Raw genomic sequence first — 22,927 nt, 5'->3', positions numbered from 1 at the left:
GAGCATGCGCGCGTCGCGGCCGCCTGACGATGGACCGCGCGGCGAATGACTTGGATTTTCGCGACGCCCGCGCGGGCCCGGCACCGCCGCCGAGGGGCTCCGCGCGCGGCGCAAGCTCTTGACCCAACGTCATTCTCTTTTCGAGGAGGACGGATCCGCGCCGGCGGATCGCCGCCGGCACTTGGAGGATCCGGACGGCCCGGCGGGCCGATGGCCGTCTCCCACATCACCGGGCCCGGCGCGCCGCGGATCCCGCAGCGTCGAGGAGGAGACCGCCCGCACCTTCCTCACGCCATCCGGCCGCGGCCCGACGGCGAGCCCTCCCGACTCCCGGCCGTCCTCGCGGTCGATCCCCGGGACGGCACCCCGACCGCACCGGTCCGGGACGAGAATCCGGGGACGGGCTCCGCCCCGCCCGGAACGGCGCGCGGGCCGGCCGATGCCGGGACACGCTCAGCGAGGCGACGGCTCGCGCCGCGGCCGGTCTTTCCCGGCCAAGCCTCCAGAGCCTTGTCCGACGAAGGGGATGCCGGTCCGTCGAAGGCAATGCGGCACAATCACAAACCGAGACCAGCGCCCGATCGCAACGCGATCGTGCGCTGGTCTAGATGAGACCGCGCTCCGCCGGCAGTTCGGCCGACACGATCCCGTCCTGCTCCCTCAATTGAGCGACCAAGGCCGAAGCCGCATCCGAATTCAACACTTCGGCATACCATAGACGCCGCAATTCAGGCTTTTTCGCACCAGGGCTAATCCTGCCGACACTGCGAACGCCCGGAATTTGCTTGATGCGGTCGCCGAGAGTGTCCTGCAGATGCTCCGGTGTGTGCTCGCCAAAAGTGAACATGACACTGCTCATCGTCGGCACCTTCATTGCAACAATTTGAGCAGGTTGATCCGCCCCGCACCGTAGTCGGCGCTGAAATCCGCTCCATTCATCGCCTGCACCTTGTCGGCCGACGTCATCAGGGCGGCTCTCACCTGATCGGGCTTGAGTTCGCCACCGGCAGCGATGCTCTTGGCGATCAGGAGCGCCGCGCTCCCCGTCACATGGGGTGTTGCCATGGAAGTTCCATCCCAGGCGTCGTAGTTGCACTCGCGGCGGACCCTGGCTCCCGGCTGCGGCCGCCCGTCCGGGCCGTACGCGATGCCGAAGGCGGTCTGGCCGTCATACCGGGGGAGCGTCGACCAGATGGCCTTCCCGGGCGCCGCGACCGCGATGTGGTTTCCGCTGTTCGAGAAGAGCGTCACCCTGTCGTCCAGCCCCGTCGCGCCGACCGCGACGACCCCCGGTATCGCGGCCGGGTACGAGGTCGGGCTGCCATACTGGCGATCATTGCCCATCGCCGCGCAGATCGTCACGCCGGACGCGAGCAGCTGTTCGAACAGGGTCCGCTCGGTCGGATCGGGAACGGCCGGCCCGCCGATGCTCAGGTTCACGACGTGGGGCGGGTCGTCCACGCACGCGGCCAAGGCACGACGGTACAGGATCGGATTCACGTAATAGACGAAAGCTCCTTGGCCGGGCGCGTAGGTCGGCTCATCATCGAAGATCTTCCAGACATCAAGTTGGCAGGCACACACCCCTTGAACCGAGACGCCGCTGGCGATCAGCGCAGCGATCGTTCCCGAGACATGCGTCCCGTGCCCGATCAGATCGAGCTCCGAGACGGGCCGCGTCAGATCAGCGTTCTGCCAGTAATAATTGGACACCCGCAGGCTCGGGTGCTTGGCATCGACGCCGGTGTCCAGCACCGCGACCCTCACCCGGGTTGCCTCCTGGAAGCCGGCAGCCGCACGCGCCTCCTGCCAGCGGATCTTGGCGAGGTTCCAGAGCAGCGATGCCGCGGGCGGCGCCGCGGCGATCCCGAGACCGCCGCCGGCGGCCGTGCGCCCCGCGCGCCGCGCGGCGAGGTAGCGGACCGGAACCTGCGACACCGAGAGAACGCTCGGGTCGCTCGCCAGAGCGCCGTGCAGCTGCTTCGCGTCCTGACCGTCCATCATCTCGATGAAGCGGACCGGGGCGCCGACGTCGGGTGCTCCGGCGGGACGGTGGAACCCCATCATCGCGGCGGCCGCGGCCATCGGGGACGGCGCCGTCACCGCCTCCTCGCTCGCGCGCAGCGGAACGACCCGCTTGATGCGTCCCGCGCGGGCGAAATACGACAGCGCACCCAGGCCGGGCGTCTCCGGCGCCGGCGCCATCCCCATCGCCATCCCCGCCGCCGCGGGAGCCTCCGCCGGTCCGGGCCGCATGGTCACGACGAGGATGTCGTCGTGGTGCTGCGGCAGAGCCTGCGTGGTGAAGATGCTGGCCGTGGTCCGGCGCATCGTCGCGCTCTCGAGGGTCCGAACGATGCTGGGCTTGGCCACGGACTCGGTCCGCGCCGCCGCGAACCGCTCCGCCGAAGCCGCCGCGCGGATCCGAGCGTCGCGAGCCAGGACGTAGACGAAGGCCTTCGCCTGCCAGCCGGTCCCCGTCCAGGGCCGCGAATCCGGACCCACGCCGCCGTGGGATTCGAGCGTCTCGCCGTTGGCGATCAGCACGACGTGTCCGATCCTCTTGCGACCGGCGTCCTGCGGCCGCAGGAACGCGATCCGGACCACGTCGTCCGTGGCCCTGCCCTCCGCCACGGACGAGGTCTCCAAACCCCTCGCGCGCGCCCATTGGTGCTGATTGACCGAGCCGTCGGGGAAACTCAGCGACGGGGTCGTGGCGAGCCGGACGACCTGTCGGACGAAACCGCTGCAATCGACCTGCGTGAAGTCGCGTCCCGGGACGGCATCGAGGAACGGCACCTTCTGCCCGAGGCCGTAGGTGACGCGCGGCCTCGCGGTCCGGCACGCGTCGAGGAAGGCCCGCGCCCGCGCGAGGTCGAAGGCCGTGTCGCCGACGGCCGCGACGCCCGGTTCCGCCGGCGCGGCACTCTCCGCATCGACCGAGTATCCGAGATTGGCGAGGAGGCGGGCGGTGTCCTCGTCCGCGACCTCGGTGACGTCGGTCGGAGCGGGGGCGCCCGGGTCGTCGTCCGAGGCGTCCTGCGGATCCATCGCGCCGAGGACCGCCCCGCCATCGCGCGCCGCAGAGGAGAGCGATGCAGAGGCGAGCGATGCAATCTGTGGAGAACCCGCCGCCTCCTCACAATATGGCAGCAATCTCATCACATCCTGAGCGTATTGACGGGCTTTCTGGCCAGATCCGTTGTAAGCGCGGACAGCTTCCTGAATGTTCCCGGTCGCTTCATACTTGCTTGTAAGCTCAGATACGACTCTGCTCACACACTCATCAAACAAATACCATTTCTTCTGACGAAAGAACGCTTCGTCCGTACGGACATGCTGCAGATCGTATTGGAATATACCGTAACCTTTGTAAATCATCGAGGCCGGGCTGAGGCCGCGCGCGGCCCTCGCCTTGTTCGTTTCGGCGATCAGGAGCTGCGTGAACGCATCCCCATACGTGAGTCTGAACTGAGCTGTATTGATCGGGAACGCGGTTCGGGGCGCGCCGGCTACGTCGCCGCTGGCGTCGTACACGCACAGACCGAGGATCTCCGCGGCCCCCCTGTGCGGCGTCAGCGGGAGCCAGTACATGCCGGCCTCGCGGCAGGCGATGGCGCACAGCAGCGGCACCGTGAACGGCGTCGATCGCGTCGCGTCCGCGAGTTCGGATCGGAAATTGGCGATCAACCAGCGCGTGACGCCCTGGGCGACGTCGCGCTCGCTATGCGCCGCCGTGGTCGCGAATCCCGCATCGGCGGCCCCGAGATCCGCCTCGCCCGCATCCGTCATCGCGCTTCCCTCCCGATTGAATGAACCGAAAGCCTCCGAGGCCCTTGGCAGGCATCGTCGTGACGCGGCCGGCCGGGCTGGTTTCACGCCTAAGTTGCTTCACCGACTCGATTGTCGCGGCCCAGCGCCGGCGCCGGCCACCGCGAAGCGAAGATGCCAAGAACGCCCGAACACGATCTGCGAGACCTTGGCGGCCGGCCGCCTTGCGGACCCCGACCGCCCTGCAACCATTGCAGACAAACACGAACTTCCGCACGAACGCTGAGATCGGGACTTCACCTGACAGTATTCAACCGACATCATTCTGCATTGGCGCTCAAGATGCGCCCAACGGCCGCCGCGGACCACGGATGCGCAAGGTTGGGGAGCGCGCGGATCCGCGGAAAGCCGTCGACACGAGGCATCTCGACCACCCCAGCCCATGACGGAAATTGCCTCCTGAGGCGGTCCATCACACTGACGGCCGGCTCAGGCACCGAACCTCAGATGAGAACGGCACGATCATCATCGGCCGTGCCTGGCATACCAAACGACATGCCTCATCGACATATATGGGAAAGCTGACGCTCGGCGGATTCGCGGCCTTTGTCGATCATGACGACTCCGCCCTGCCGACGATATTTAAACGCATTTGAATCTGCGTTGCAACGGCTGGAGACGGATTTTTCGATTCAGCGCTGCATGAGAGCTCATGCGGCGAATGCTCGGACCGGCACGGACGATTCGCCCGTTCGTCTGCACCACCAGCCGTGCGTACCGAGAATATATTCGCTATTTGGCGCTCGATCGGCCCGGATCTCGTTCGAGTTCCGCAAGAAGCAAGATGATTGAGCTCGTGTTTCGAAGCTTCATCTTGCCCTTATTCCTCCCGGGCGCGGTCTCACTGCTCGCCCGTTGGCGGGGCCGCGCGAGCGTCGACGCTCCGCCCGACCGTCCGGCGGCCCGGCGGGCCCGCGGCACCTGGGGCATCGAGCGGGTCGGGACCGCCCCGCGCGGCGTCGCGGATCAGGCCGGCGAGGCACACGGCGTGGTTGATGACCGCCAGTGGGTGAAGCCCCGCGGGACATTGCCCCGCCGCTCGCCGCCCGCCGCGTCGATCTCCTCGGCGAAGAGCCCGAGGAAGAACGCCGCGGCGAGGGAGACGGCCGCGTTGACGAGCGTGACCACCGGGGCCGCGACGACGGGCTGGCCGAGCCCCTTGTTGAGGGCGGCGGCGGCGCGGCTCTGGACCGTGTTGCGCGCCCCCGCCAGCGCGGCCGCCCGGGCGATCAGGACGGGTATGCCGGCCGCCTCGGCCGCCCCGACGGCGCTCCCCGCATCAGATCTCGGCGACGGTGCGGGGCTCGGCGGTCGAGCGGCCGTTCTCCTGCCGCCGCAGCGTCCCCATCGCCTCGTAGGCCCGCAGCCGCGCGCGGTTGATCGAGCCGAGCGGCCGGTGCGCCGCCAGCGTGTGGCTGGGGCAGAAGGCCAAGTCCTCCTCCTTGCCGATCCGGCCCTGGCTGTCCTGGGCCGGCAGGATCAGCCGGGCGACGGGGCGGTAGGGGCTCTCGGCCTCCGGCCATTCCCGGCTGGCATCCTCGATCGGCATCCGCGCGGGATCGGTGCAGAGCTGGACCGCGACCTCGTACGCGACCGGGTGGGTGGTGAGGTAGTCGGTCACCGCGTGGCGCAGCGCGTTCTCGTCGCCGCTCAGGTCGATGGTCCTGCCGATCAGGGCGCGCAGCCCCTCCGTCGCGGGCCGCACCGCCAGCTTGGCGACGTAGGCGCCGTAGCGCAGCGGCGTCTGGCTGTAATAGGCCTCGGCGAGCGGGTGGTAGGGCGGATGGCCGAAGAAATCGAGGGTGGCGCTGCCGAGGCCGACCGCGTTCAGCACCGCGTTCGCCGCGCGCGCGCCCGCCGAGACGGCCTGCTTGACCGCCACGGGCGCGGGCGTCGCCCGGCGCAGCGCGCCGATCGTGGCGAGGAAGGCCTTGGCGTCGGCGGCCGGGAAGGTCGTGCCGGTGTCCAGGATGAAGTCCTGCGTCGTCTCCCCCTCGTGACCGGGCAGGCGCTCGCCCTCGACGCCGAAGATCTTGAGGGAGAGGCCGCGCGGCGCGGAGACCTTGCGGTCGTCGAGGTACTCGCCCGGGACGTGCGAGAAGCGCGCGATCACCGGGTAGGTGCGCGGCTCGGCGAAGAGGCCCTGGCGCAGTTCGGGGGGCAGCCCGTCGAGGACGTGCAGCGTGCCCTCGGCGAGGCCGTGGCTCTTGGCGTGGGAGGTGCGCACCGCCCTGCCGTAGCGCTCGCGGGTGATGCGCCCCTCCTCCCGCATCGTGGCGATGATCCGGGCGATGACCTCGTCCTCGTCGGCCGCGCGGCGCTCGAGCCCGTCCGCGTAGCGCGCGTAGGTCCGGGGGGCGCCGGGAACGACGCGCAGGCGGCGGCGCTCCGCCTCCTGCCGCAGGGCGTCGTAGAGGAGGAAGCCCAGGCCGGCCCCGACCAGGAGCGTCGGGAGGAGGTTCTCCCGCGCCCCGTCGAGCAGGCGCCGGGCGCCCGCGTTCAGCGCCGGGCCCGGCGCGTTCGGGCCGACCAGATCCTCGGCGAGGCGGGAGACGTTGAGGCGGGCCTGCAGGCTGTCGAGGGTGCGGTCGAGCCGGGCCCGGCTCGCCTCGACCTCGTGCTCCAGGTCCTCGGTGGCATCGCTCATCGGGCGGGCTCCGTCGCGCGGGGATCGGGGATCGGCAGCGGCTCGGCCGGGACGAGGGCGCGCGAGCGCGGGATCGGCCGGGGGCCGGCCGCCCGCACGAGGCGGAACAGGGCGAAGCCCGCCAGGGCCGCCGCCGCGAGGGCGATCCCGGGACGGCGGCGGATGGCGGCGTCGACCTCGTCGTAGATCTCGCCGGGCGTGCGCGCGGCGATGCCGTCCGCGAGCGCCTCCACCCCCTCGGCCGCGCTGTCGAAGAAGGCCTTCAGGTGCGGGGCCTCGCCGAGGCCCGCGCCGCTGCCGCGGATCACCGCGGCCACGTCCGAGACGGCCCGGACCGCGTCGGCCTTGCGCTTCCCGACGTAGCCGTGCGCCTCTTCGAGGAGGCGCCCGGCGATGGTCTCGTCGCGGCCGCCCTCGCCGGCGGGGCCTCGCCCGAGGCCTTCGGTGTCGTCGAGCATGCGGGCCCTCCTCATCGATCGCGTCGGGAGAACCTCAGGCCGCCGGGCCGGTTCCGTGAGGCCGCGGCGGCCCGCCCCCGGGACGCGGCCGCTGGGCGCGGCCGCGTGCGACGGGAGCGACCGACGGGTCAGGCCGCGCAATGTCCGGCCGCCGAGGCGCATCCGCGGACCGGAGCGGGACGGGGCCTCGCCCGCATCCTCGGGACCGGGGCGATCACCGGGGCGGCGGATGACGATCCCTCGGCCACCGGCACCGACGCCGGCGCGAGGACCACGTTCGGCCTCGCGGCGGGTCGCCCCGGTCGTGCACCTCTCGGCCAAGCTCGGGCAGGTCCGCGGCAAGGGCCTGTTCGGATCGTGCGGTCAGCGGCCGGGTCACCAAAGGGCTCGGCTGGATCACCGCCGGAGTGACGGCCCCGGCCACCGCCTGCCCGGCGGCGCGGTTCCTGCGAGGGGCCGGGACCGCCCGCGACGGAGATGCGCTCCTCCGCGGGCGGTTCCTGCGCACGATCCGGGCCTGCGCCTCAGGCGGCCTTGCCACCGCGGCCTTGGCCACCGCGGCCTTGGCCGCCGCCGTCCTGGCCGCCGCGGTCCTGACCGCCCGGTTCGTCCCCGGCGCCCTCCTGGTTGATGCGCCCGGCGATCTCGGTGAGGAGCTGGTCGGTCCTCTTCTCCTCCTGCAGGGTCTCGTCGAGCAGCTTGGCGGCATCCTGGTAGCCGAGCTGGGCCGCCCAGGTCTTGAGCGTGCCGTAGCGGGCGATCTCGTAATGCTCGACCGCCTGCGCGCAGCCGACCAGGACCGCGTCCGCCGCCGGGCCGCCGCCGAAATCCTCCAGATCCTCCTCCATCTCGGAGGTCAGCCCCTGCATCGCCTCGCAGGTCTTGCCGCGGGCCGGCTTGCCGAGGATCTCGAAGACCTGCTGCAGCCGCTCGACCTGCTCGGCGCTCTCCTCGGCGTGCCGCTCGAAGGCCTGCCGCAGCTCGTCGTTCTCCGCCGCCCTGGCGGATTTCTTCAGCGCCCGGACGGATTGCCGCTCGGCGTAATAGACGTCCTTCAGCGTCTCGTAGAACGCATCCTGCAGGGTCTTGGTCTTGGCCGCCATGAACGAACTCTCGGATCGAGGGGGGGGCCGCGCGCCCGGGCCCGGGCGGCGCGGTCTCGGCAGAACGCGCCGGCCCGCCCAGAGGTCCGGCGCGCCGGGCAGCGGATGCGGCGCGCAGCGCCGGTCGAGCGCGTCCAGGGCGTCGAGCAGGGCGGCGGGGGCGGTGTGGTGCACCACGTGGCCGCAATCCGGGACCAGCGTGAGGGTGGCGTCCGGGAGGCGGCGGTGGCACGCGACCGACTGCGTCCGCGGGTCGACCATTCGGTCCCCGCCGCAGACCAGGGCGACCGGAACGGCAAGGCCGGCCGCCAGCCGGACGTCGAGCCGCGGGGTCGGGTGGAAGGTGCCGCCCTCCAGCAGGAGGCCGCGCACCTCCCGCGGCCTCTGCAGGGCCCAGGCGACGGCCACGCGGGCCCCCCGGGAATGGCCGAGCAGGAGGGGCCGGCGCACGCCGAGCGCGTCGAGGGCCTGGGCGAGGAGGCGGGCCTGCTCGCCGGGCGGGAAGGACCGGCCGCGCGGGCGGGTGCTGCGGCCGTGGCCGGGCCGGTCGAAGATCACGACCCGGTGCCGGCGGCCGGCGCGGGCCGCGAAATCCCCGAGCAGGACATCCTGCGCCAGGCTGCCGTTGCCGTGCAGCACGACGGGGGGCGGTCCCTCGCCGCGCGCGACCCAGTGCAGGCGCACGCCGTCGACCTCGATGAAGGGCCCGAGGGGCGGGTTCCGCGCCGCGGCCTGCGTCAGGCACGCCCTCCGGCCTTTCGGAGGAGCCCCGGAACCAAGCCGGCGAGTTCGCGCGCCAGGAAGCCGAGCGGGCCGCAGCGATCCGCGAGATCCCGGCCGGCCTCGCCGTGGAGGTAGACGCCCCAGACGGCCGCCTGCGCGGGGGCGGCGCCCCGCGCCAGCAGGCCCGCGATCAGGCCGGCCAGGACGTCGCCGGAACCGGAGGTCGCGAGCCCGACGCCGCCGCCCCGGTAGAGCCACGCCGCCCCGCGCGGCGCGACGACCAGCGTCCGGGCGCCCTTCATCACCACGACGGCGCCCAGGAGGTCGGAGGCGGATTGCGCCGCGCCCCGCGGATCGGCCTCGATCGCCTCGCGCGGGCGGCCGAGGAGCGCCGCCATCTCCCCGGCATGCGGGGTGATGACGACCCGGCCCTCGCGCGCCCGCACGGCCTCGGCCTGGGCGGGAAGGTCGCTCAGGCCCGCCGCGTCGAGGACGACGGCCGCCGAGGGGGCCGCCTCCAGGAGGGCCGCCCGCAGGGCCGCCACCGGCGCCCCCTCCATCATGCCGGGCCCGACGAGCAGGCTGTCGCAGCGGGGCGCGTAGGCCGAGAGCCGCGCGACCGCGGCGGCGGGATCGATGCAGCCCCCGGCCTCGGGCAGGCCGATGACCCGCGCCTCCGGCACCGCGAGGCCGAGGGGCAGCGCCGCCTCGGCGACGGTCGCGATCTGCAGCTTGCCCGCGCCCGCCCGCAGGGCCGCCGTCCCGGCCAGCAGGGCCGCGCCCGGGACCTCGGCGCATCCGGCCACCACGAGGACGCGGCCGCGCTCCTCCTTGCTGCCCTCGTGCGGCAGCGGGAGCGCCATGCGGCGCAGCGCCTCGGGCGTGACGTCGACGGGGTCGCTCATCGCACGGCGCCCGTCGCGTCGGGCGCGTCGGTGACCGGGGCGCCCGCCCGCGCGACCGGGGCCACGAAGTTGTAGCGCTGCAGGGCCGGCCGCCCGCCCGCGCCCGGGGCCACGGCGTATTCGGTGATCGCGCAATTCGCGACGCTGCCCTGACCGTCGATCTCCAGGATCTCCGCCTCGGTCAGGTTCTCCAGCAGGTACCTGATGCACAACACCATCACCTGATGTCCGACCAGCAGGACCCGGTCTCCCGCGTAGTACAGCGACACCGTGTGGAGCGCGCTGCGCAGGCGCAGGATGACGTCGCACCAGCTCTCGCCGGAGGGCGGCCGGTGGTAGAACTTGCCGAGCAGCCGGCGGTACTCGGCCTGCTCGGGATGGAGTTGCCGGATGCCGTGCGGCGTGAGGCGGTCGAGGAGGCCGAACTCCTTCTCGCGCAGCCGCTCGTCGAGGACGAGGGCGAGGTCGTCCTCCGCCAGCCCCCCCGCCGCCCGCACCCGCTCGGCGGTCTCCACCGCGCGCCGGTAGGGCGAGGTCAGGACGACGTTCGGCCGCTCGGCCCGCGGCATGGCGGCGAACCAGCGCCCGACCGCCTCGGCCTGCCGCTCGCCGTCCGGGCTCAGCGGGACGTCGACGTCCCGCCCCTCGATGGCGATGTGGGTGGAGCCCTCCCGGTGCGCCGCGGCCCGCGCGACGTTGCCGGCGCTCTCGCCGTGCCGGAGGATCCAGATCCGGGCCGGCCATTGCTGTGGCATGGAGCCTCCTCGGCCGCCTCCTGGCGCGCAGTGCCTCCTGGCGCGCAGTGCCGACCAACGCGCGCCCCGGCCGCGGGTTCTGCCGCGCCGGGGCCGGACCGCGCCGCGCCCACGCCGTCGCGGGATCAGGCCCGATCCGGAATATCACCGGATCTACTTCACCCAACGTCAATCGATTGCTGCAAAATACCGACAAGATCCAATCGATCCGCCCTAAGCAACCTGACATAGGCCGCAATTAGGTGATATTTAACAATTCAGGCAGACCTAGTATTCATCAAATATTCGCGCCCCGAGCGGCCGGCCGGCGCCGTGCCGGCAAGGTCCGCCCGCGTCGGAGCGCGATTCCGAGCCGCCCCCGTCACGAGGATCCGCCGCATGTCCGCCCTGCTCACGATCCGGCGCTAGCTGATCGCCACGGTGAGCCTCTTCCTGATCCCGATCGCCCTCCTCGCGGCCCTGTTCGTGAACCAGTCGCGCAAGGACATCAGCTTCGCGAGCCTGGAGCGGACCGGAACCGCCTAGCTGCAGGCGGTCTGGCCCCTCTTGCGGGGCGGCGTCGCGCCGGACGGGCCGACGGGGGAGGCCTGGGCGGCCTTCGAGGCCGCGCGGGCCGCCCACGACGCCGCCACCGGCAGCGCGGAGGCGGCCCGCGCCCTCGCGGCGGCGCGCGGCCGGGAGCCCGCCGCCGTGGCGGCGGCGGCGCGCGGCCTGATCGGCAAGATCGGGGACGGCTCCAACCTGATCCTCGATCCGGACCTCGACTCGTTCTACGTGATGGACGCGGTCGTGGTGAAGCTGCCGGACCTGCTGCAGCAGGCCGGCGCGCTCGCGGCCCTCGCCCGCGCCTATCGGGGGGCGCCGACCCTGCGCCAGGACGAGGTGGCCCGGTTCCTGATCGAGCAGGGCAAGCTGCGGGCGAGCGCGGATGGCCTCCAGGCCTCCCTCGCCTCGGCCTACGGGGCGAATGCGGACGGGGCCACCCGGCGGGCCCTGGCGTCGCCCGCCGGCGCGGTCGCGCGGGCCGTGGAGGCGCTGGCGGCGCAATCGGCCGCACTGGCGGAGGCCTACGCGGCCCGCCGGCAGGCGGAGGCCGATCCCGCCCCCTTCCTGCGCGCCGCGGGCGAGGTCGTCGCCGCGGCCGACCCGCTCTGGCACGCGGCCGCGGCCGAACTCGACCGGCTGCTCGACGCGCGCGTCGCGGGCTTCCGCACCAGCCTCGTCGCGGCGCTCGGCACCGCCCTCTCGGTCACGGCGCTCGCCTACCTGCTCGCCTTCCTGCTGACGCGATCGGTGGTGGCGAGCCTCGCGCGCCTCGATCGGCGCGTGCGGGAGCTCGCCGACCTGTCCCTCGACGCCGCGGTGCCGGAGGCCGCGGGACGCGACGAGATCGCGGCCCTCGCCCGGGCGGTCGTCTATTTCCGGGACCGGACGGTGGAGAAGATCGCCGAGGCGACGAGCGACGAGCGCCGCCAGGAACTGGTCGCGCAGGAGCGCCGCTTCATGGCGCGGGTCGCCGAGCGGATCCGCGACACCGTGGGGGGCGGCGTGGCGCATTTCCAGGAGGTCGCCGACGCCATGCAGGGCGCCACCGCCAGCGTGCAGAGCCGGGCGACCGACACCCGCGAGCGCCTCGCCCGCTCGGTGGAGGACCTGAACGGCACCGCCGCCGACGTGTCGAGCGCGGCGAGCGCCGTGACCGAGCTGTCGGCCTCGATCGGCGAGATCGCCGCGCAGGCCGCCCAGTCCACCGCCGCGATGCAGGAGGCCCGCGCCAGGGCCGACGCCGCCCGCGGGCTGGCCGCCGAGCTCTCCGCCCTGAGCGACCGGATCGGCAGCGTCACCGGGCTGATCCACTCCATCGCCGCCCAGACCAACCTGCTCGCCCTCAACGCCACGATCGAGGCCGCGCGCGCCGGCGAGGCCGGCCGCGGCTTCGCGGTGGTGGCCGCGGAGGTGAAGGACCTCGCCGGCCAGACCACGAAGGCGACGGAGGAGATCGACCGGCAGGTCGGCAGCCTGCGCTGCGCCTCCGCGGAGGTGCTGGCGGCGGTGGACGGGATCGGCCACACGGTCGGGGCGATCACGCAGATCGCCACCTCGATCGCCTCGGCGGTCGAGGAGCAGAACGCCGCAACCGGCGAGATCAACCAGATGGTCCTGACCGTGTCGGACCGCACCCAGGCGGTGATAACCGGGATCGCGGCCCTCCCGGGCCTCGCCCGGGAGACCGACGCGCTGGCGACCCAGCTCGCCGGCATGGCCGTCGACCTCGCCCGCGAGGCGGATCACGTCGACGGCGAGGTCAACCAGCTGGTGAGGGAGATCGCCGACCGCCGGGCCGCCGCCCGCTACCCGTCCGGCGCCGCAATCTGGGTCATCGTCGACGGGGTGCGCCACCCGACCACCCTGCACGACATCAGCGAGTTCGGGGTGCGCCTCGACGCGATCGGCACGCCGCTCCCGGCCGGGACCCGCGTGGGGCTCGACCTCGGCGACGGCACCTCCCGGGCGGGGCACGTGGTCTGGAGCGAGCGGGGCATGGTCGGCCTGTCCCTCGCGCCCGGGCGCCTCGACGAGCGCACCGTCTCCAGCCTCGCGGCCCCGCGCCGGGCCGCCTGACGCCGCCCGCCAAGCCCCCGGGCGCCGCAGGGTCAGGACCGACGAGGGCGCGGCGCCACCCGAATATCGGCCGCTCGCCGCGGGAGTTCCGACGTGTTCGGGCCCGCCGCGCAAGACGTTCCGGCCCTCCGGCGCCATGTTCGGCAGACCTGCACGGCCGCTTCCCTCATAAGAATATCATAAACACGGCGCGGATCGGCGGGCGATTGCGGAACCATGGCGCGGGTCTCGCCTTGTTGCAGGCACGGGCTCCGCGCGGGCCTCTCGCCCGACAGGATGCCATGCCACGCACCGTGACGTGCCAGATCGTGGAGAAGGCGGCGGACGGCTTCGCCGTGGTCGGGGTCATGGCGCCGGACAAGCCGTTCCTGCGCGACGGCTTCGCCACGCGCGCGGAGGCCGCGGCGTGGATCGACGGCCTGCGGGAGATCATGGCGGCCTGCGGCGCCCCCGTGCGCCACCTCGACGACGGCGATCCCGACGGCCTCGCGCGGCGGCAGGAGGCGGCGCCCGCGCGTCGCTCAGGGACGCGCCGCGCGGCCTGCGCGCCGGCCGCCCCCTGCGCGAGGCTGCCTCATCCGACATCCGGTTGATGGCTTCGCCATCTCCCATCTCGGCCATGCGCATGTCGGCTTCGCTCAGGCGCCGCGCGGGCTGGTGATCCGGGACCTGCTTCGATCAAGCGGATCCCGGATCAGAGCGCGGCCGAGCGGCCCGACCGGCCGCCCTCGTAGCCGAGGGCCTGCGCCAGCGCCGCCCGCGCGCGGTTGACGCGGCTCTTCACGGTGCCGACCTGGCAGCCCATCAGCGCCGCCGCGGCCTCGTAGGTCAGGCCCTGCGCCCCCACGAGCAGCAGGGCCTCGCGCTGCGGGGTCGGCAGCTGGCTCAGCCGCATCCAGACGTCCCGCAGCTCGATGCCGTCCTCCTGGTCGGGCAGCGCGACCATGCGGGCGGCCTGCTCGCCGTCCGCGTCCTCCACCTCGCGCCGGCGCTTGCGCGCCACAGTGTAGAACTGGTTGCGCAGGATCGTGAACAGCCACGCCTTCAGGTTGGTGCCGGGCGCGAAGCGGTCCTGGTTCTGCCAGGCCCGCAGCAGCGTCTCCTGCACGAGGTCGTCCGCCTGGACCACGTTCGCCGTCAGCGACACGGCGAAGGCGCGCAGGGCCGGGAGGGCCTCGAGCAGATCCTCGCGGAAGCGCGACGCCGGCTGCCCGTCCAGCGCCACCTCGAGCCGCGCGACCAGGTCGAGCAGCAGCTGGGGCTGGCGCTCGGCCAGGAGGGCGCCGTAGACGGCCTGCAGCTGCCGGCCGAGATGGGCGTGAACGGAGCGGGGCAGGAGCGGGCGCCCCTCGCCCGGGACCGCCGCTGCCCGGTCCCGCCCTGTCGGAGTGTCGTGGTCGAATGCCATGGTGCCTCTTACGCCCGCGTCGCGAGCAGATGCAGATCTCCGGGCTACGATGGCCCGGCTCTTGCCAAAGAGACCCTGAACGCTTCCTGTATAACAAGGCTAGGCAACGATAGGATTTTGGTTTCTGCAGTGTGATAGCTTCGCCTTGACAGCGAGGACCGGCTGATTTTCGCGCCCGCCCGGGCAGGTCGTTCGAGACTCTGCTTCAGGTCATCATCCGTCCCGGCTGGACCTGGCGGGCCCCCGCATACTAACGTACAGTATTATGCGGCCGGGAACGCGACGCGGACGGGTTTCGCCGCGCACCTCGGACCCTATCCGGGTCGACGGCGCGCGGGAGGCGGCACGCGCGCGCGATCCGGACCGATGAGGCGCGACGCCGCGCCGCTCCGGCGGGTCCCCGCGCGCCGCGCCGGCCCCTCGCCCCGGCGTCGCTCCTGCGGCAATCTCGGATCCGTAGCTGTTACGGGAGTCTGCCGAGGATGCGAGATCGGGCGACGGAGGGGCTCACCATTGGGGCGCTGGCGACGCGCACGGGCGTTCATCTCGAAACGATCCGCTACTACGAGCGGATCGGCCTGGTGCCGCCGCCCGCCCGGTCGGCGGCGGGCCACCGGCGCTACGGCGGCGAGGCGGTGCGGCGCCTGATCTTCGTGCGCCGCTGCCGCGACCTCGGCTTCCGGCTGGACAGCATCGGCGCGATGCTCGGCCTGGTGGACCGTCAGGCGGTGACCTGCGGCGAGGTCCAGGAGATCGTCCGCCACCACCTCGTGGAAATCCAGGCGAAGCGCGCCGACCTCGCGCGCCTGGAGCAGGCGCTGAGCGGCATGCTCGGGACCTGCCCGGGCGGCGACAGCGCCGAGTGCCCGATCCTGGACGCGCTGATGCGGGAGCCGGGGGCCGGCTGATCCGGGATGCGGTTGATCACTGCGGCTCCCGGATCACGCGCCCGCGCGGCGCGTGAGCGACGCCTCAATCCGCCAACCCGAAGGGATCACGCGGATGGGGGATGAGGCGCCGCCCGGCGCCGTCGGCCTCACGCCGCCCCGGGCCCCTTCGCGGCGCCGCGCCGGATCGGGCCGGACCCGCGCGGGCGCGCGGGGGCCGCGCTGCCGGGCGGGTCGTCGCCGCCGACGCGGGTGCGCGCGCCGCGGGGGCGGTGTTCGGGCGACGGGACCTGCGCGACCAGCCCCTCGCGCCGCGGCGCGGTGCGCGGGGAGGCGGGACCGCCCTCGCCGCCGGGGGAAGCGCCCGCGACTCCGACCAGGCTCATCATCGCGACGGCGACGCGTGCTGTTGTGCCGATCATGACCGCGCTCCGGGATCGCCCGCGCCGCCGAGCGGCGCGGCGGGAGGCCCGATCAGACCTGTCGGCTCCCTCCCGATCCTTGCGCTGGATCAAGGGCGCCGCGGCGGGCCCTCACCCGGCGCCGCCCCCGGTGAACCGGCCGGCGCCGGACCTGCCGCGCGGGAGGCGCGCCCTGCCGTGGCGGGGGCGGCGCGTGGACAAGGCGGGGCCGCGGGGGCATTCTCCCCCCGGCCAAGCCGGATCCGGGCGAGGACGGCGCGTCCGCCGGACGGCGCGGTCCCGGGATCCCGGTCGCGGGCGGCACGTCGACCGTGCCCCGCGACGCGGCGCCAAGAAGGGACGGTCCCGCGAAGGACCGGTGGGAGGAGACATGACGATGCGAGGCAGGGCCGCCGCGGGCGCGGCGACGGCGATCCTGTGCGCCTGGACGGTGGGCGCGCGGGCCGAGAGCGGCATCCTCAGGACGCACTATGACGGGACCAGCAACGACCTCCTGACCGCCGGCCTCGGCAAGTCCGGTCTCGCCGGGCCGGCGCCGCAGCCGGCCGATCCGCTGCGCCCGACCGCCGAGGAGCTGCGGCGGCTCGCCATCTACAGCAATTACCGCGCCCTGATCGACCCGACGCCGGGGGGCGGCTACGGCACGCTCTACGGCCCCAACGTCGCGGCGGACGGCACCGTCACGGCATCGGAGGGCAAGATCGCGGGCGACGAGTTCATCGCCTACGAGCGGGCCGGGGACCGGCGCAGCCGGGTGACGATGCTGGTGCAGGTGCCCGACAGCTACGATCCGAGGCGGGGCTGCATCGTCGCCGCGCCCTCCTCCGGCTCCCGCGGCGTCTACGGGGCGATCGCCACGGCCGGCGAGTGGGGACTCAAGCACGGCTGCGCGGTGGCCTACACCGACAAGGGCACCGGCACCGGCGCCCACGACCTCCAGGCCGACACGGTCAACCTGCTGCGCGGCGAGCGCGCCCCGGCCTCCGCGGCGGGCGAGGCCGCCAATTTCGTGGCGCCGATCCCGGAGGTCCAGCGCAGCGCCTACGTGGCGGCGAACCCGCACCGCTTCGCGTTCAAGCACGCGCATTCGCAAGCCAATCCCGAGGCGGATTGGGGCCGCAACGTGCTGCGCGCGATCGCGTTCGCCTTCGAGGTGCTCAACGAGACATTCCGCACCGGGCCGCGGATCGGCAAGCACAACACGATCGTGATCGCGTCGAGCGTGTCGAATGGCGGGGGCGCCTCGGTGCGCGCGGTCGAGCAGGACGACGATCACCTGATCGACGGTCTCGCGGTCGGCGAGCCGAACGTGACGCCGCGCTACTCGCCGGCCTTCTCGATCGTCCAGGCCGGCGCGGCGCCGCTCTTCGCGCACAGCCGGCCGCTGATCGACACGATCACCCTGGTCAACGTCTTCCAGGGCTGCGCCAACGCCGCCCCGGAGAACGCCGCGGCCGGCCTGATCGCCCTGGTCCCCAAGGGCGACGGCCGCTGCGCCGAGTTGCGCGCGCGGGGGCTGATCGGCGCCGACACGCTCGCCGCGCAGGCGCGCGAGGCGCAGGCCGCGATCAACGCCGCCGGCATCCTGCCCGAGCAGAACCTCGTCCAGCCGGGCTACTGGTACGGCAACGTCCCGCAATCGATCTCGGTCACCTACGCCAACGCCTACGGGCGCTTCAGCGTGCGCGACGCGCTCTGCCGCTACAGCCTGGCCGCCGCGGCGCCCGGCGGCCCGCCGGTCCCGCTCGCGGGGGCGGGCGAGGCCCAGATCTTCGGGACCAGCAACGGCATCCCGCCGACCGCCGGCATCGTCCTGATCAACGAGGCGGCCGAGGGCGGGCCGCGGGAGGATCGCGGCTCGACGCCGGGCCAGAACCTGGAGGGCGCGCTCTGCCTGCGGGCGCTCGCGACCGGTCGCGACCCGGTCACCGGGGGGCAGCTCGCCGGCCCGCGCCGGGCGGAGGCCGAGCGCGTGGCGGCGGGCGTGCGCGAGATCCTGGCGGAGGGGCGGCTGCACGGCGTGCCGGCGGTGTTCGTCACCGGCCGCAACGACGGCATCCTGCCGCCCAACCACGCCTCGCGCGCGTATTTCGGCCTGAACTCCGTCCTGGAGGGCGCGGCGAGCCGGCTGCGCTACTACGAGGTGACGCACGCCCACCACCTCGATTCCTTCAACCAGTTTCCCGGCTACAACGAGCAATTCGTACCGCTGCACCGCTACTTCATCCAGGCGATGGACCTGATGTACGCGCACCTGACGCGGCAGCAGCCGCTGCCTCCGAGCCAGGTGGTGCGGACGACCCCGCGCGGGCCGGGCGCCCCGCCGATCACGGCGGCGCAGGTGCCGCCGATATCCGCCGCGCCCGCGCCGGACGCGCTGATCACCTTCGCGGCCGGGCAGGTGCGCATCCCGGAGTGAGCGATGGGGGCGGGCCGCGCGAGCGGCCTGGGCCATCCCGCGGGCCGGGACCATCGAGGTCCGGAAATCCTTGGGTGGCAAGCCCCGAATCGACGGACTTGGCCATGCCTCGAATGTTCGACTGGATCTTCTACGCCATCATGCGTCCGCCCCCGCCCTGCTGCTCTGGGACCACCTGCGCAACCGCTGAGCTGCGCACCGGACCAGCGATCGTCCGAGCGCTCCGGGACGCGCGGCCGGGCCGCTCGCGCGGGGGGCCGGACCGCGTCATCGTCGCCCTGCCCGCACCTTAAGCTGTCACTGTTGGTGAGAATACGCCGCGGCGAGGGCTGCGGCGGCCCGGCCTCACCCCGTTCGCAGAATCGCCGGGTCGTCGCCTCTCCGGGCCTTGACCGCGCCTGCCTCGCCCAGCGCGGCCGCAGGCGGCCGCGCCTTCTCCCCATCCGGGGCCTCGCGGACGCTGGGCCGACCGGCTCGGGCCCAGCTCGGATGCTCCGCAGCGGCGTGACGGTGCGGAGGATCTCGGCGGTCATGCCCGGCGCGGCGGCGAAGGCGCCGCGCGCCGGGGGCCGCACGCGCTGCATCGAGGGCGCGGGCGGCGCGATCCAGGACCGGATCCCCCCGCCCTCGGTCAGACATCGGTGCCGCCCGGGCGAGGCGGCTCATCGGCCTGCGCGCGGTCGTGCGGAACGTCGTCGCCGAAGCCGATGACGTGCGCCGCCGCGGCGCGCGCCTCGATCGCGGCGGCATCCGCGTCGAACTCGGCCGCCATGGCGGTCAAGGCCGCCACCGCAGGATCGTTCTGGTTGTACAAGTGCTTCGCGAGCCGACGGCACTGCTCGGCCTTCTCGCGAAAATACGCGGCGTCCTGCACGATCCTCACCTCGTCGAAGGCGAAGCTCGGCGCCTTTTCCGTGCGCCCGATCTAGCGCGCAAGGAACAATCGTTCACGCGCAAACATGCCACCAGCGTGGATATAGGCCATCATACCTAGACCCCCATCCGAACCTTGCTCATGTTTTACGTATCTATACAGAGCTTCATGCCGCCACATGCGCCGCATCTGCTTGCATCGCCGTCACCCGGCGGCGCGTGGCCGATCCCGCGAGGGCCGAGGCGCGACGGGCCGCGTTCGACCGGGGACGGCGCCCGGTCCTCCCGATGCTGCTCACGGTTGACCCGACCGGGATGGCTGCCCGCGAAGGCGCGCACCGCCGCGCCTGCGGCCCGGCTTCGGGGCGCGGCCCGCGGGTCGTCGCGCGGGATTCCGGGGCGCCGCCGCAGAGGCGTGATCCTGAGCTTAATCTTTGATATCGAAAGAATCTGAGCGCCATCCGGCGTCGCCTTGGATGCCGGCCTCGTTCCCTGCCGCCAGGGCACCGGCTCGTTCCGCCGGGCGTTCGTGTCGACGCGTTCTCCTCCCCACCCGCACCTCGGCGCAGCATGACTCGTAGGAACGGATGAGATCGAAGGCGCGCCGGCATCATTCGTAGCGTCGCGGTTGAGGTGCGCCGTCGCGAGAACCGTGCGGGCAAAGCGCACCGTATGGAGCAGGTCCTCCGGGAGCATGCGGCTGCGCAGGACCCGGCCGCGCCCGTCGCGCCACGTCTCGGTCGCGGCGTCGAACCAGCGCCCGCCCTGAAGGCGACCCGTTGCAGGTGAGGCCGCCCGCAGCCCTCGCAGCGCCCGCCGGCGCGCCGGAAGCGGATCACGTCGGAGAGCCGGGGCCAGTCGATCGGGTCGAAGCCGCGGTGCTCGGGTCGGATCGGCATCGGTGAGATCGGCGCCCTGATCGGCGCAGGCTACGGCGGAGTTCGTGATCCCGCTAGGCCGCCTTCCCGAACTCCCAGACGGTCACGCCGCGGCAGCGCCCGGGCTTGGCCTTCCGCCAGGTCCAGAGGTGTGTCTTCAGGTACGCCTCTGCCAGCTCGAACACGGGGTAGGAGCAGGGCATCATCACGCCGCACCGGTCACCCCGCATAGCGCTCCGATCGCTTCTTTCCGTGAATTTCAACTGAGGGAGCCAGCCGAATGATGTTGCAATGCACGGAGAGGCGAGACATTATGGCAGATTAGGAAGAAAAAAGAAAAAGCGCATGTCCAGAATTGCTTGGTTCGTGGCCGGATTGCTCTGCACAAGCTCTGTTAATTGATATGCGCAAGAGAAGCCATGTGGCCCATTTTGTCAGGATTGCGTGGACCGCTTGAATATACCAAGAGACTCTAGCGGAAATCTAATATTCAAGATGTCTCCAGTCAGCAAGGCAACATTCAAGGAGTGCATCGCGAGTTCGATGCCGAATGGTGGCCCTCGCTCCAACGCTCGCACCTCAAATGCGAAGAAGCTCCGCGTTTTCTGAGTTTCAAAGCAGACTACAAGCCGGGGCACGGCGGCTGGCCGGGCGAGAGGGAGGCGAGGCCACGGCTCCACGCGGAGACAAGGCGCCGGGACCGGCCATCGGGTCGGCGGCCGGCATGGCGCCCCGATACTCGCCCGAGATCTGGCGGGGCTTGCCGCCGGTCCCGGCCTACGCGAGCCGCACCAGCAGGATCGCGGGGAGGTCGAGCGCCACATCCTGTGCGATCAGCCGCTACTCCACGACCAGGATCGCCAGGACGGTCTCGTCCTCATCGTGAATGTTGCTCACGCCACTGGCGAGATCGAAGCAGGGCGGATCAGGCCCCCTTCTACGCAGCCGGCGGTGCCCGGCTGCGCGCCTCGCGGTTGATAACAAGGCCATCAGCATTAGACAGCAAGCTATTTTTCTGCAAATCTTTGGGTGAAAATGAAACTCTGCTGCAGCGCAACGAGAAGCGTGAGGTAGCTCTGCGATGCTTACGACCATCGATAATTATTTCCTCGACTTGATGGGCAGATTTGCCGGACATAACGCATTGTTGGATAGATTTGTAATAAAATTCCTTGACTTGGATTCAGTAAAGTGCCTTCCTTTCATTATGTGTATTGTTTATTTCTGGTATCGCAAGTCCGATCGAAAGTCGTACAAAATCTTTGCTATCGGAGCAGTTATCAGTGTTTTCACAGCTATATTGACTTCTAGACTGACACAGAATCTTCTTCCAATGCGGCTGCGGCCTCTTCACTCAGGCGATTCTAATTTTATTGCTCCGATCGGAACTAAAATAGAGATATTTGAGCACTGGAGTTCATTTCCGAGCGATAGTTCGGCATACGCATTTGCACTCTCAACCGCGATCTGGTACGCCTCTCGATCATTGGGAAGCTTCTTTTATGCTTGGTCGATTTTCGTCATGTGTTTGCCTCGGATTTACGCTGGCTATCATTATGCAACCGATATCATCGCTGGGGCCATCATAGGCATTTCGACAGCTATGTTTGTAAGATTTCTTCTACCCATCAACACGATTTCAAGACGTGTTGAAGCTATATCGACAACCCACCCCGGCTTGTTCAACGTAGCGTTCTTTGTTCTGATGTTCCTACTTACTACTCAGTTCAGTGATATCAGGACGGCATTCGCCTCACTGTTTAAGGCGGCTTAAATCTCCGGTATGATCATGGTCCTGTGCCGCGCTATGCGCCAGCATCGGGGACGCGGGTCGTGTCCCTGGTGGTGGTGTAGCTCGACGGGAGCGAGAGAGCCCGCCTGCGCGCCCTCCACAGCGCCGAAGCAGGCGGGATCTCTCGCGGGGTGGTCATCGGCGGTTGCCGGGTAGGGTCGGGGTGCGAGCACCAACCTCGAACCCGAGAGACCTCCGATGACCGACGAGATGATGAGCCTGCGCGGGCTGCTGGAGAAGAGCGCCGACGCCGACCTGCTGCGCGAGATGATCGGCTTTGCGGCCGAGCGGCTGATGGAGCTGGAGGTAGGCGGCCTGACCGGGGCGGCCCACGGCGAGAAGAGCGCCGAGCGGCTGGTCCAGCGCAACGGCTATCGTGACCGGGACTGGCAGACGCGAGCCGGCACGGTCGAGCTGCGCATCCCCAAGCTGCGCAAGGGTAGCTACTTCCCCGTCTTCCTGGAGCCGCGCCGCATGGCCGAGAAGGCACTCACCGCCGTGATCCAGGAGGCGTACATCCAGGGCATCTCGACCCGCTCGGTCGATGATCTCGTTCAAGCCATGGGCGGCACCGGCGTGTCCAAGAGCCAAGTCTCGCGGCTCTGCCAGGAGATCGACGAGCGCGTGGGCGCGTTCCTTGACCGGCCGATCGAAGGCGAGTGGCCGTATCTCTGGATCGACGCGACCTCCGTGAAGGTGCGCCAGGACGGTCGTATCGTCTCGGTGGCGGTGATCGTGGCGGTGGGCGTGAACAGCGACGGGCGCAGAGAAGTGCTCGGCATGGACGTTGGCCCCTCCGAGGCCGAGACCTTCTGGACCGACTTCCTCCGGAAACTCGCCCGGCGCGGTCTGCGCGGCGTGAGGCTTGTGATCTCGGACGCGCACGAGGGCATCAAGGCCTCGGTTGCCAAGGTGATGAATGCCACCTGGCAGAGGTGCCGCGTCCACTTCATGAGGACCGTGCTGGCCCACGCCGGCCGCAGCGGGCGGCGCGTCGTGTCGGCCTTCATCGCCACCGCCTTCGCCGGGACTGTCAGGAATTTCGTGTGGGGCGGCCATAGTGAACCCGAAGGAGGTTCCCGATGGCACGACGCAAAGCGCCCCGCATCCCTGATGCGATCTTGGACCAGTTGCTGGCCGGCGCCGATCCCAAGACGGCGTTCGAAGCCGACGGCCTGCTGGACGAGCTGAAGAAGGCCCTGGC

17 protein-coding genes and 3 pseudogenes are annotated in these 22,927 nt (G+C 71.4%); 7 read left to right on the top strand and 13 right to left on the bottom strand.

Translation table 11 applies throughout. The features are described from left to right. Nucleotides 1-604: 604 nt before the first annotated feature. The 9 genes and pseudogenes from MET2598_RS0123850 to MET2598_RS0123815 form a co-directional block, all read right to left on the bottom strand. Nucleotides 605-859 (bottom strand): hypothetical protein, encoded by a 255-nt coding sequence (locus MET2598_RS0123850; protein WP_236728804.1) that lies wholly within the window; start codon nucleotides 857-859, stop codon nucleotides 605-607. Between the two features lie 11 nt (nucleotides 860-870). After that, on the bottom strand, nucleotides 871-3,792 hold the full coding sequence (locus tag MET2598_RS43035; RefSeq protein WP_051086527.1) for a S8 family serine peptidase: 2,922 nt from the start codon (nucleotides 3,790-3,792) through the stop codon (nucleotides 871-873). 1,005 nt (nucleotides 3,793-4,797) lie between these two features. Next, a complete protein-coding gene (locus MET2598_RS41560) occupies nucleotides 4,798-4,959 on the bottom strand; it encodes a hypothetical protein (protein ID WP_018262618.1) in 162 nt (53 codons plus the stop codon). Between the two features lie 151 nt (nucleotides 4,960-5,110). Beyond that, nucleotides 5,111-6,478: a DUF3618 domain-containing protein gene (locus MET2598_RS0123835; protein ID WP_018262617.1), complete on the bottom strand. Its 1,368-nt coding sequence runs from the start codon at nucleotides 6,476-6,478 to the stop codon at nucleotides 5,111-5,113. Then, entirely contained in the window at nucleotides 6,475-6,936 is a 462-nt protein-coding gene (locus tag MET2598_RS0123830) for a hypothetical protein (RefSeq protein ID WP_012330714.1), read from the bottom strand. The genes MET2598_RS0123835 and MET2598_RS0123830 overlap by 4 nt, the downstream gene beginning before the upstream one ends. A gap of 524 nt (nucleotides 6,937-7,460) precedes the next feature. After that, complete coding sequence (locus MET2598_RS43030; RefSeq protein ID WP_026190917.1) at nucleotides 7,461-8,039, bottom strand: YciE/YciF ferroxidase family protein; 579 nt, start codon at nucleotides 8,037-8,039, stop codon at nucleotides 7,461-7,463. Nucleotides 8,040-8,351: 312 nt separating this feature from the next. Next, nucleotides 8,352-8,678 (bottom strand): annotated as a pseudogene (locus MET2598_RS43025) (alpha/beta fold hydrolase); the annotation flags it as partial. A 98-nt stretch (nucleotides 8,679-8,776) separates the two neighbouring features. Further along, nucleotides 8,777-9,667 carry an NAD(P)H-hydrate dehydratase gene (locus tag MET2598_RS0123820; protein ID WP_012330717.1) on the bottom strand — a complete coding sequence of 297 codons (891 nt, stop codon included), beginning with the start codon at nucleotides 9,665-9,667 and terminating at the stop codon, nucleotides 8,777-8,779. Beyond that, a complete protein-coding gene (locus tag MET2598_RS0123815) occupies nucleotides 9,664-10,422 on the bottom strand; it encodes a histidine phosphatase family protein (protein WP_012330718.1) in 759 nt (252 codons plus the stop codon). Before MET2598_RS0123815 ends, MET2598_RS0123820 begins: the two co-directional genes overlap by 4 nt. 546 nt (nucleotides 10,423-10,968) lie before the next feature. On the opposite strand from MET2598_RS0123815, the gene MET2598_RS0123805 reads away from it, so the two are divergent. Both MET2598_RS0123805 and MET2598_RS0123800 read left to right on the top strand, forming a co-directional pair. After that, nucleotides 10,969-13,044, top strand: coding sequence for a methyl-accepting chemotaxis protein (locus MET2598_RS0123805; RefSeq protein ID WP_018262614.1), 2,076 nt, complete (start codon nucleotides 10,969-10,971; stop codon nucleotides 13,042-13,044). Between the two features lie 281 nt (nucleotides 13,045-13,325). Continuing rightward, the gene (locus tag MET2598_RS0123800; RefSeq protein ID WP_018262613.1) at nucleotides 13,326-13,637 is read left to right on the top strand and encodes a hypothetical protein; all 312 of its coding nucleotides are present in this window, start codon (nucleotides 13,326-13,328) and stop codon (nucleotides 13,635-13,637) included. 101 nt (nucleotides 13,638-13,738) lie between these two features. On the opposite strand, the gene MET2598_RS0123795 is transcribed toward MET2598_RS0123800, so the two are convergent. Beyond that, nucleotides 13,739-14,452: a sigma-70 family RNA polymerase sigma factor gene (locus tag MET2598_RS0123795; RefSeq protein WP_012330721.1), complete on the bottom strand. Its 714-nt coding sequence runs from the start codon at nucleotides 14,450-14,452 to the stop codon at nucleotides 13,739-13,741. 482 nt (nucleotides 14,453-14,934) lie between these two features. Here MET2598_RS0123795 and MET2598_RS0123790 point away from each other — a divergent pair, with 482 nt between their 5' ends. Beyond that, nucleotides 14,935-15,360 carry a MerR family transcriptional regulator gene (locus MET2598_RS0123790; protein ID WP_018262612.1) on the top strand — a complete coding sequence of 142 codons (426 nt, stop codon included), beginning with the start codon at nucleotides 14,935-14,937 and terminating at the stop codon, nucleotides 15,358-15,360. A gap of 128 nt (nucleotides 15,361-15,488) precedes the next feature. Here MET2598_RS0123790 and MET2598_RS0123785 read toward each other — a convergent pair whose 3' ends face one another. Continuing rightward, nucleotides 15,489-15,761, bottom strand: a complete 273-nt coding sequence (locus tag MET2598_RS0123785; RefSeq protein ID WP_018262611.1) for a hypothetical protein — start codon at nucleotides 15,759-15,761, stop codon at nucleotides 15,489-15,491. A 376-nt stretch (nucleotides 15,762-16,137) separates the two neighbouring features. On the opposite strand from MET2598_RS0123785, the gene MET2598_RS0123780 reads away from it, so the two are divergent. Further along, nucleotides 16,138-18,180: a D--3-hydroxybutyrate oligomer hydrolase lipoprotein transmembrane gene (locus tag MET2598_RS0123780; RefSeq protein ID WP_018262610.1), complete on the top strand. Its 2,043-nt coding sequence runs from the start codon at nucleotides 16,138-16,140 to the stop codon at nucleotides 18,178-18,180. Between the two features lie 631 nt (nucleotides 18,181-18,811). Here the strand turns inward: MET2598_RS0123780 and MET2598_RS0123775 are convergent. Both MET2598_RS0123775 and MET2598_RS42525 read right to left on the bottom strand, forming a co-directional pair. Next, nucleotides 18,812-19,054, bottom strand: coding sequence for a hypothetical protein (locus MET2598_RS0123775; protein ID WP_012330725.1), 243 nt, complete (start codon nucleotides 19,052-19,054; stop codon nucleotides 18,812-18,814). A gap of 951 nt (nucleotides 19,055-20,005) precedes the next feature. After that, nucleotides 20,006-20,161: a hypothetical protein gene (locus tag MET2598_RS42525; protein WP_210163416.1), complete on the bottom strand. Its 156-nt coding sequence runs from the start codon at nucleotides 20,159-20,161 to the stop codon at nucleotides 20,006-20,008. 851 nt (nucleotides 20,162-21,012) lie between these two features. Between MET2598_RS42525 and MET2598_RS39825 the strand changes: the two genes are divergently transcribed. The 3 genes and pseudogenes from MET2598_RS39825 to MET2598_RS43880 form a co-directional block, all read left to right on the top strand. Beyond that, complete coding sequence (locus MET2598_RS39825; protein ID WP_084673926.1) at nucleotides 21,013-21,705, top strand: phosphatase PAP2 family protein; 693 nt, start codon at nucleotides 21,013-21,015, stop codon at nucleotides 21,703-21,705. Nucleotides 21,706-21,921: 216 nt separating this feature from the next. Continuing rightward, nucleotides 21,922-22,749, top strand: a pseudogene (locus tag MET2598_RS37255) (IS256 family transposase); the annotation flags it as partial. A 56-nt stretch (nucleotides 22,750-22,805) separates the two neighbouring features. After that, nucleotides 22,806-22,927: pseudogene (locus MET2598_RS43880) on the top strand (IS256 family transposase); the annotation flags it as partial.

The organism is Methylobacterium sp. WSM2598 (assembly GCF_000379105.1).
In the GTDB taxonomy this organism is placed as follows: domain Bacteria; phylum Pseudomonadota; class Alphaproteobacteria; order Rhizobiales; family Beijerinckiaceae; genus Methylobacterium.
The sequence above is the reverse complement of the archived record's forward strand: the minus strand, read 5'-3'. Positions and strand labels throughout refer to the sequence as shown.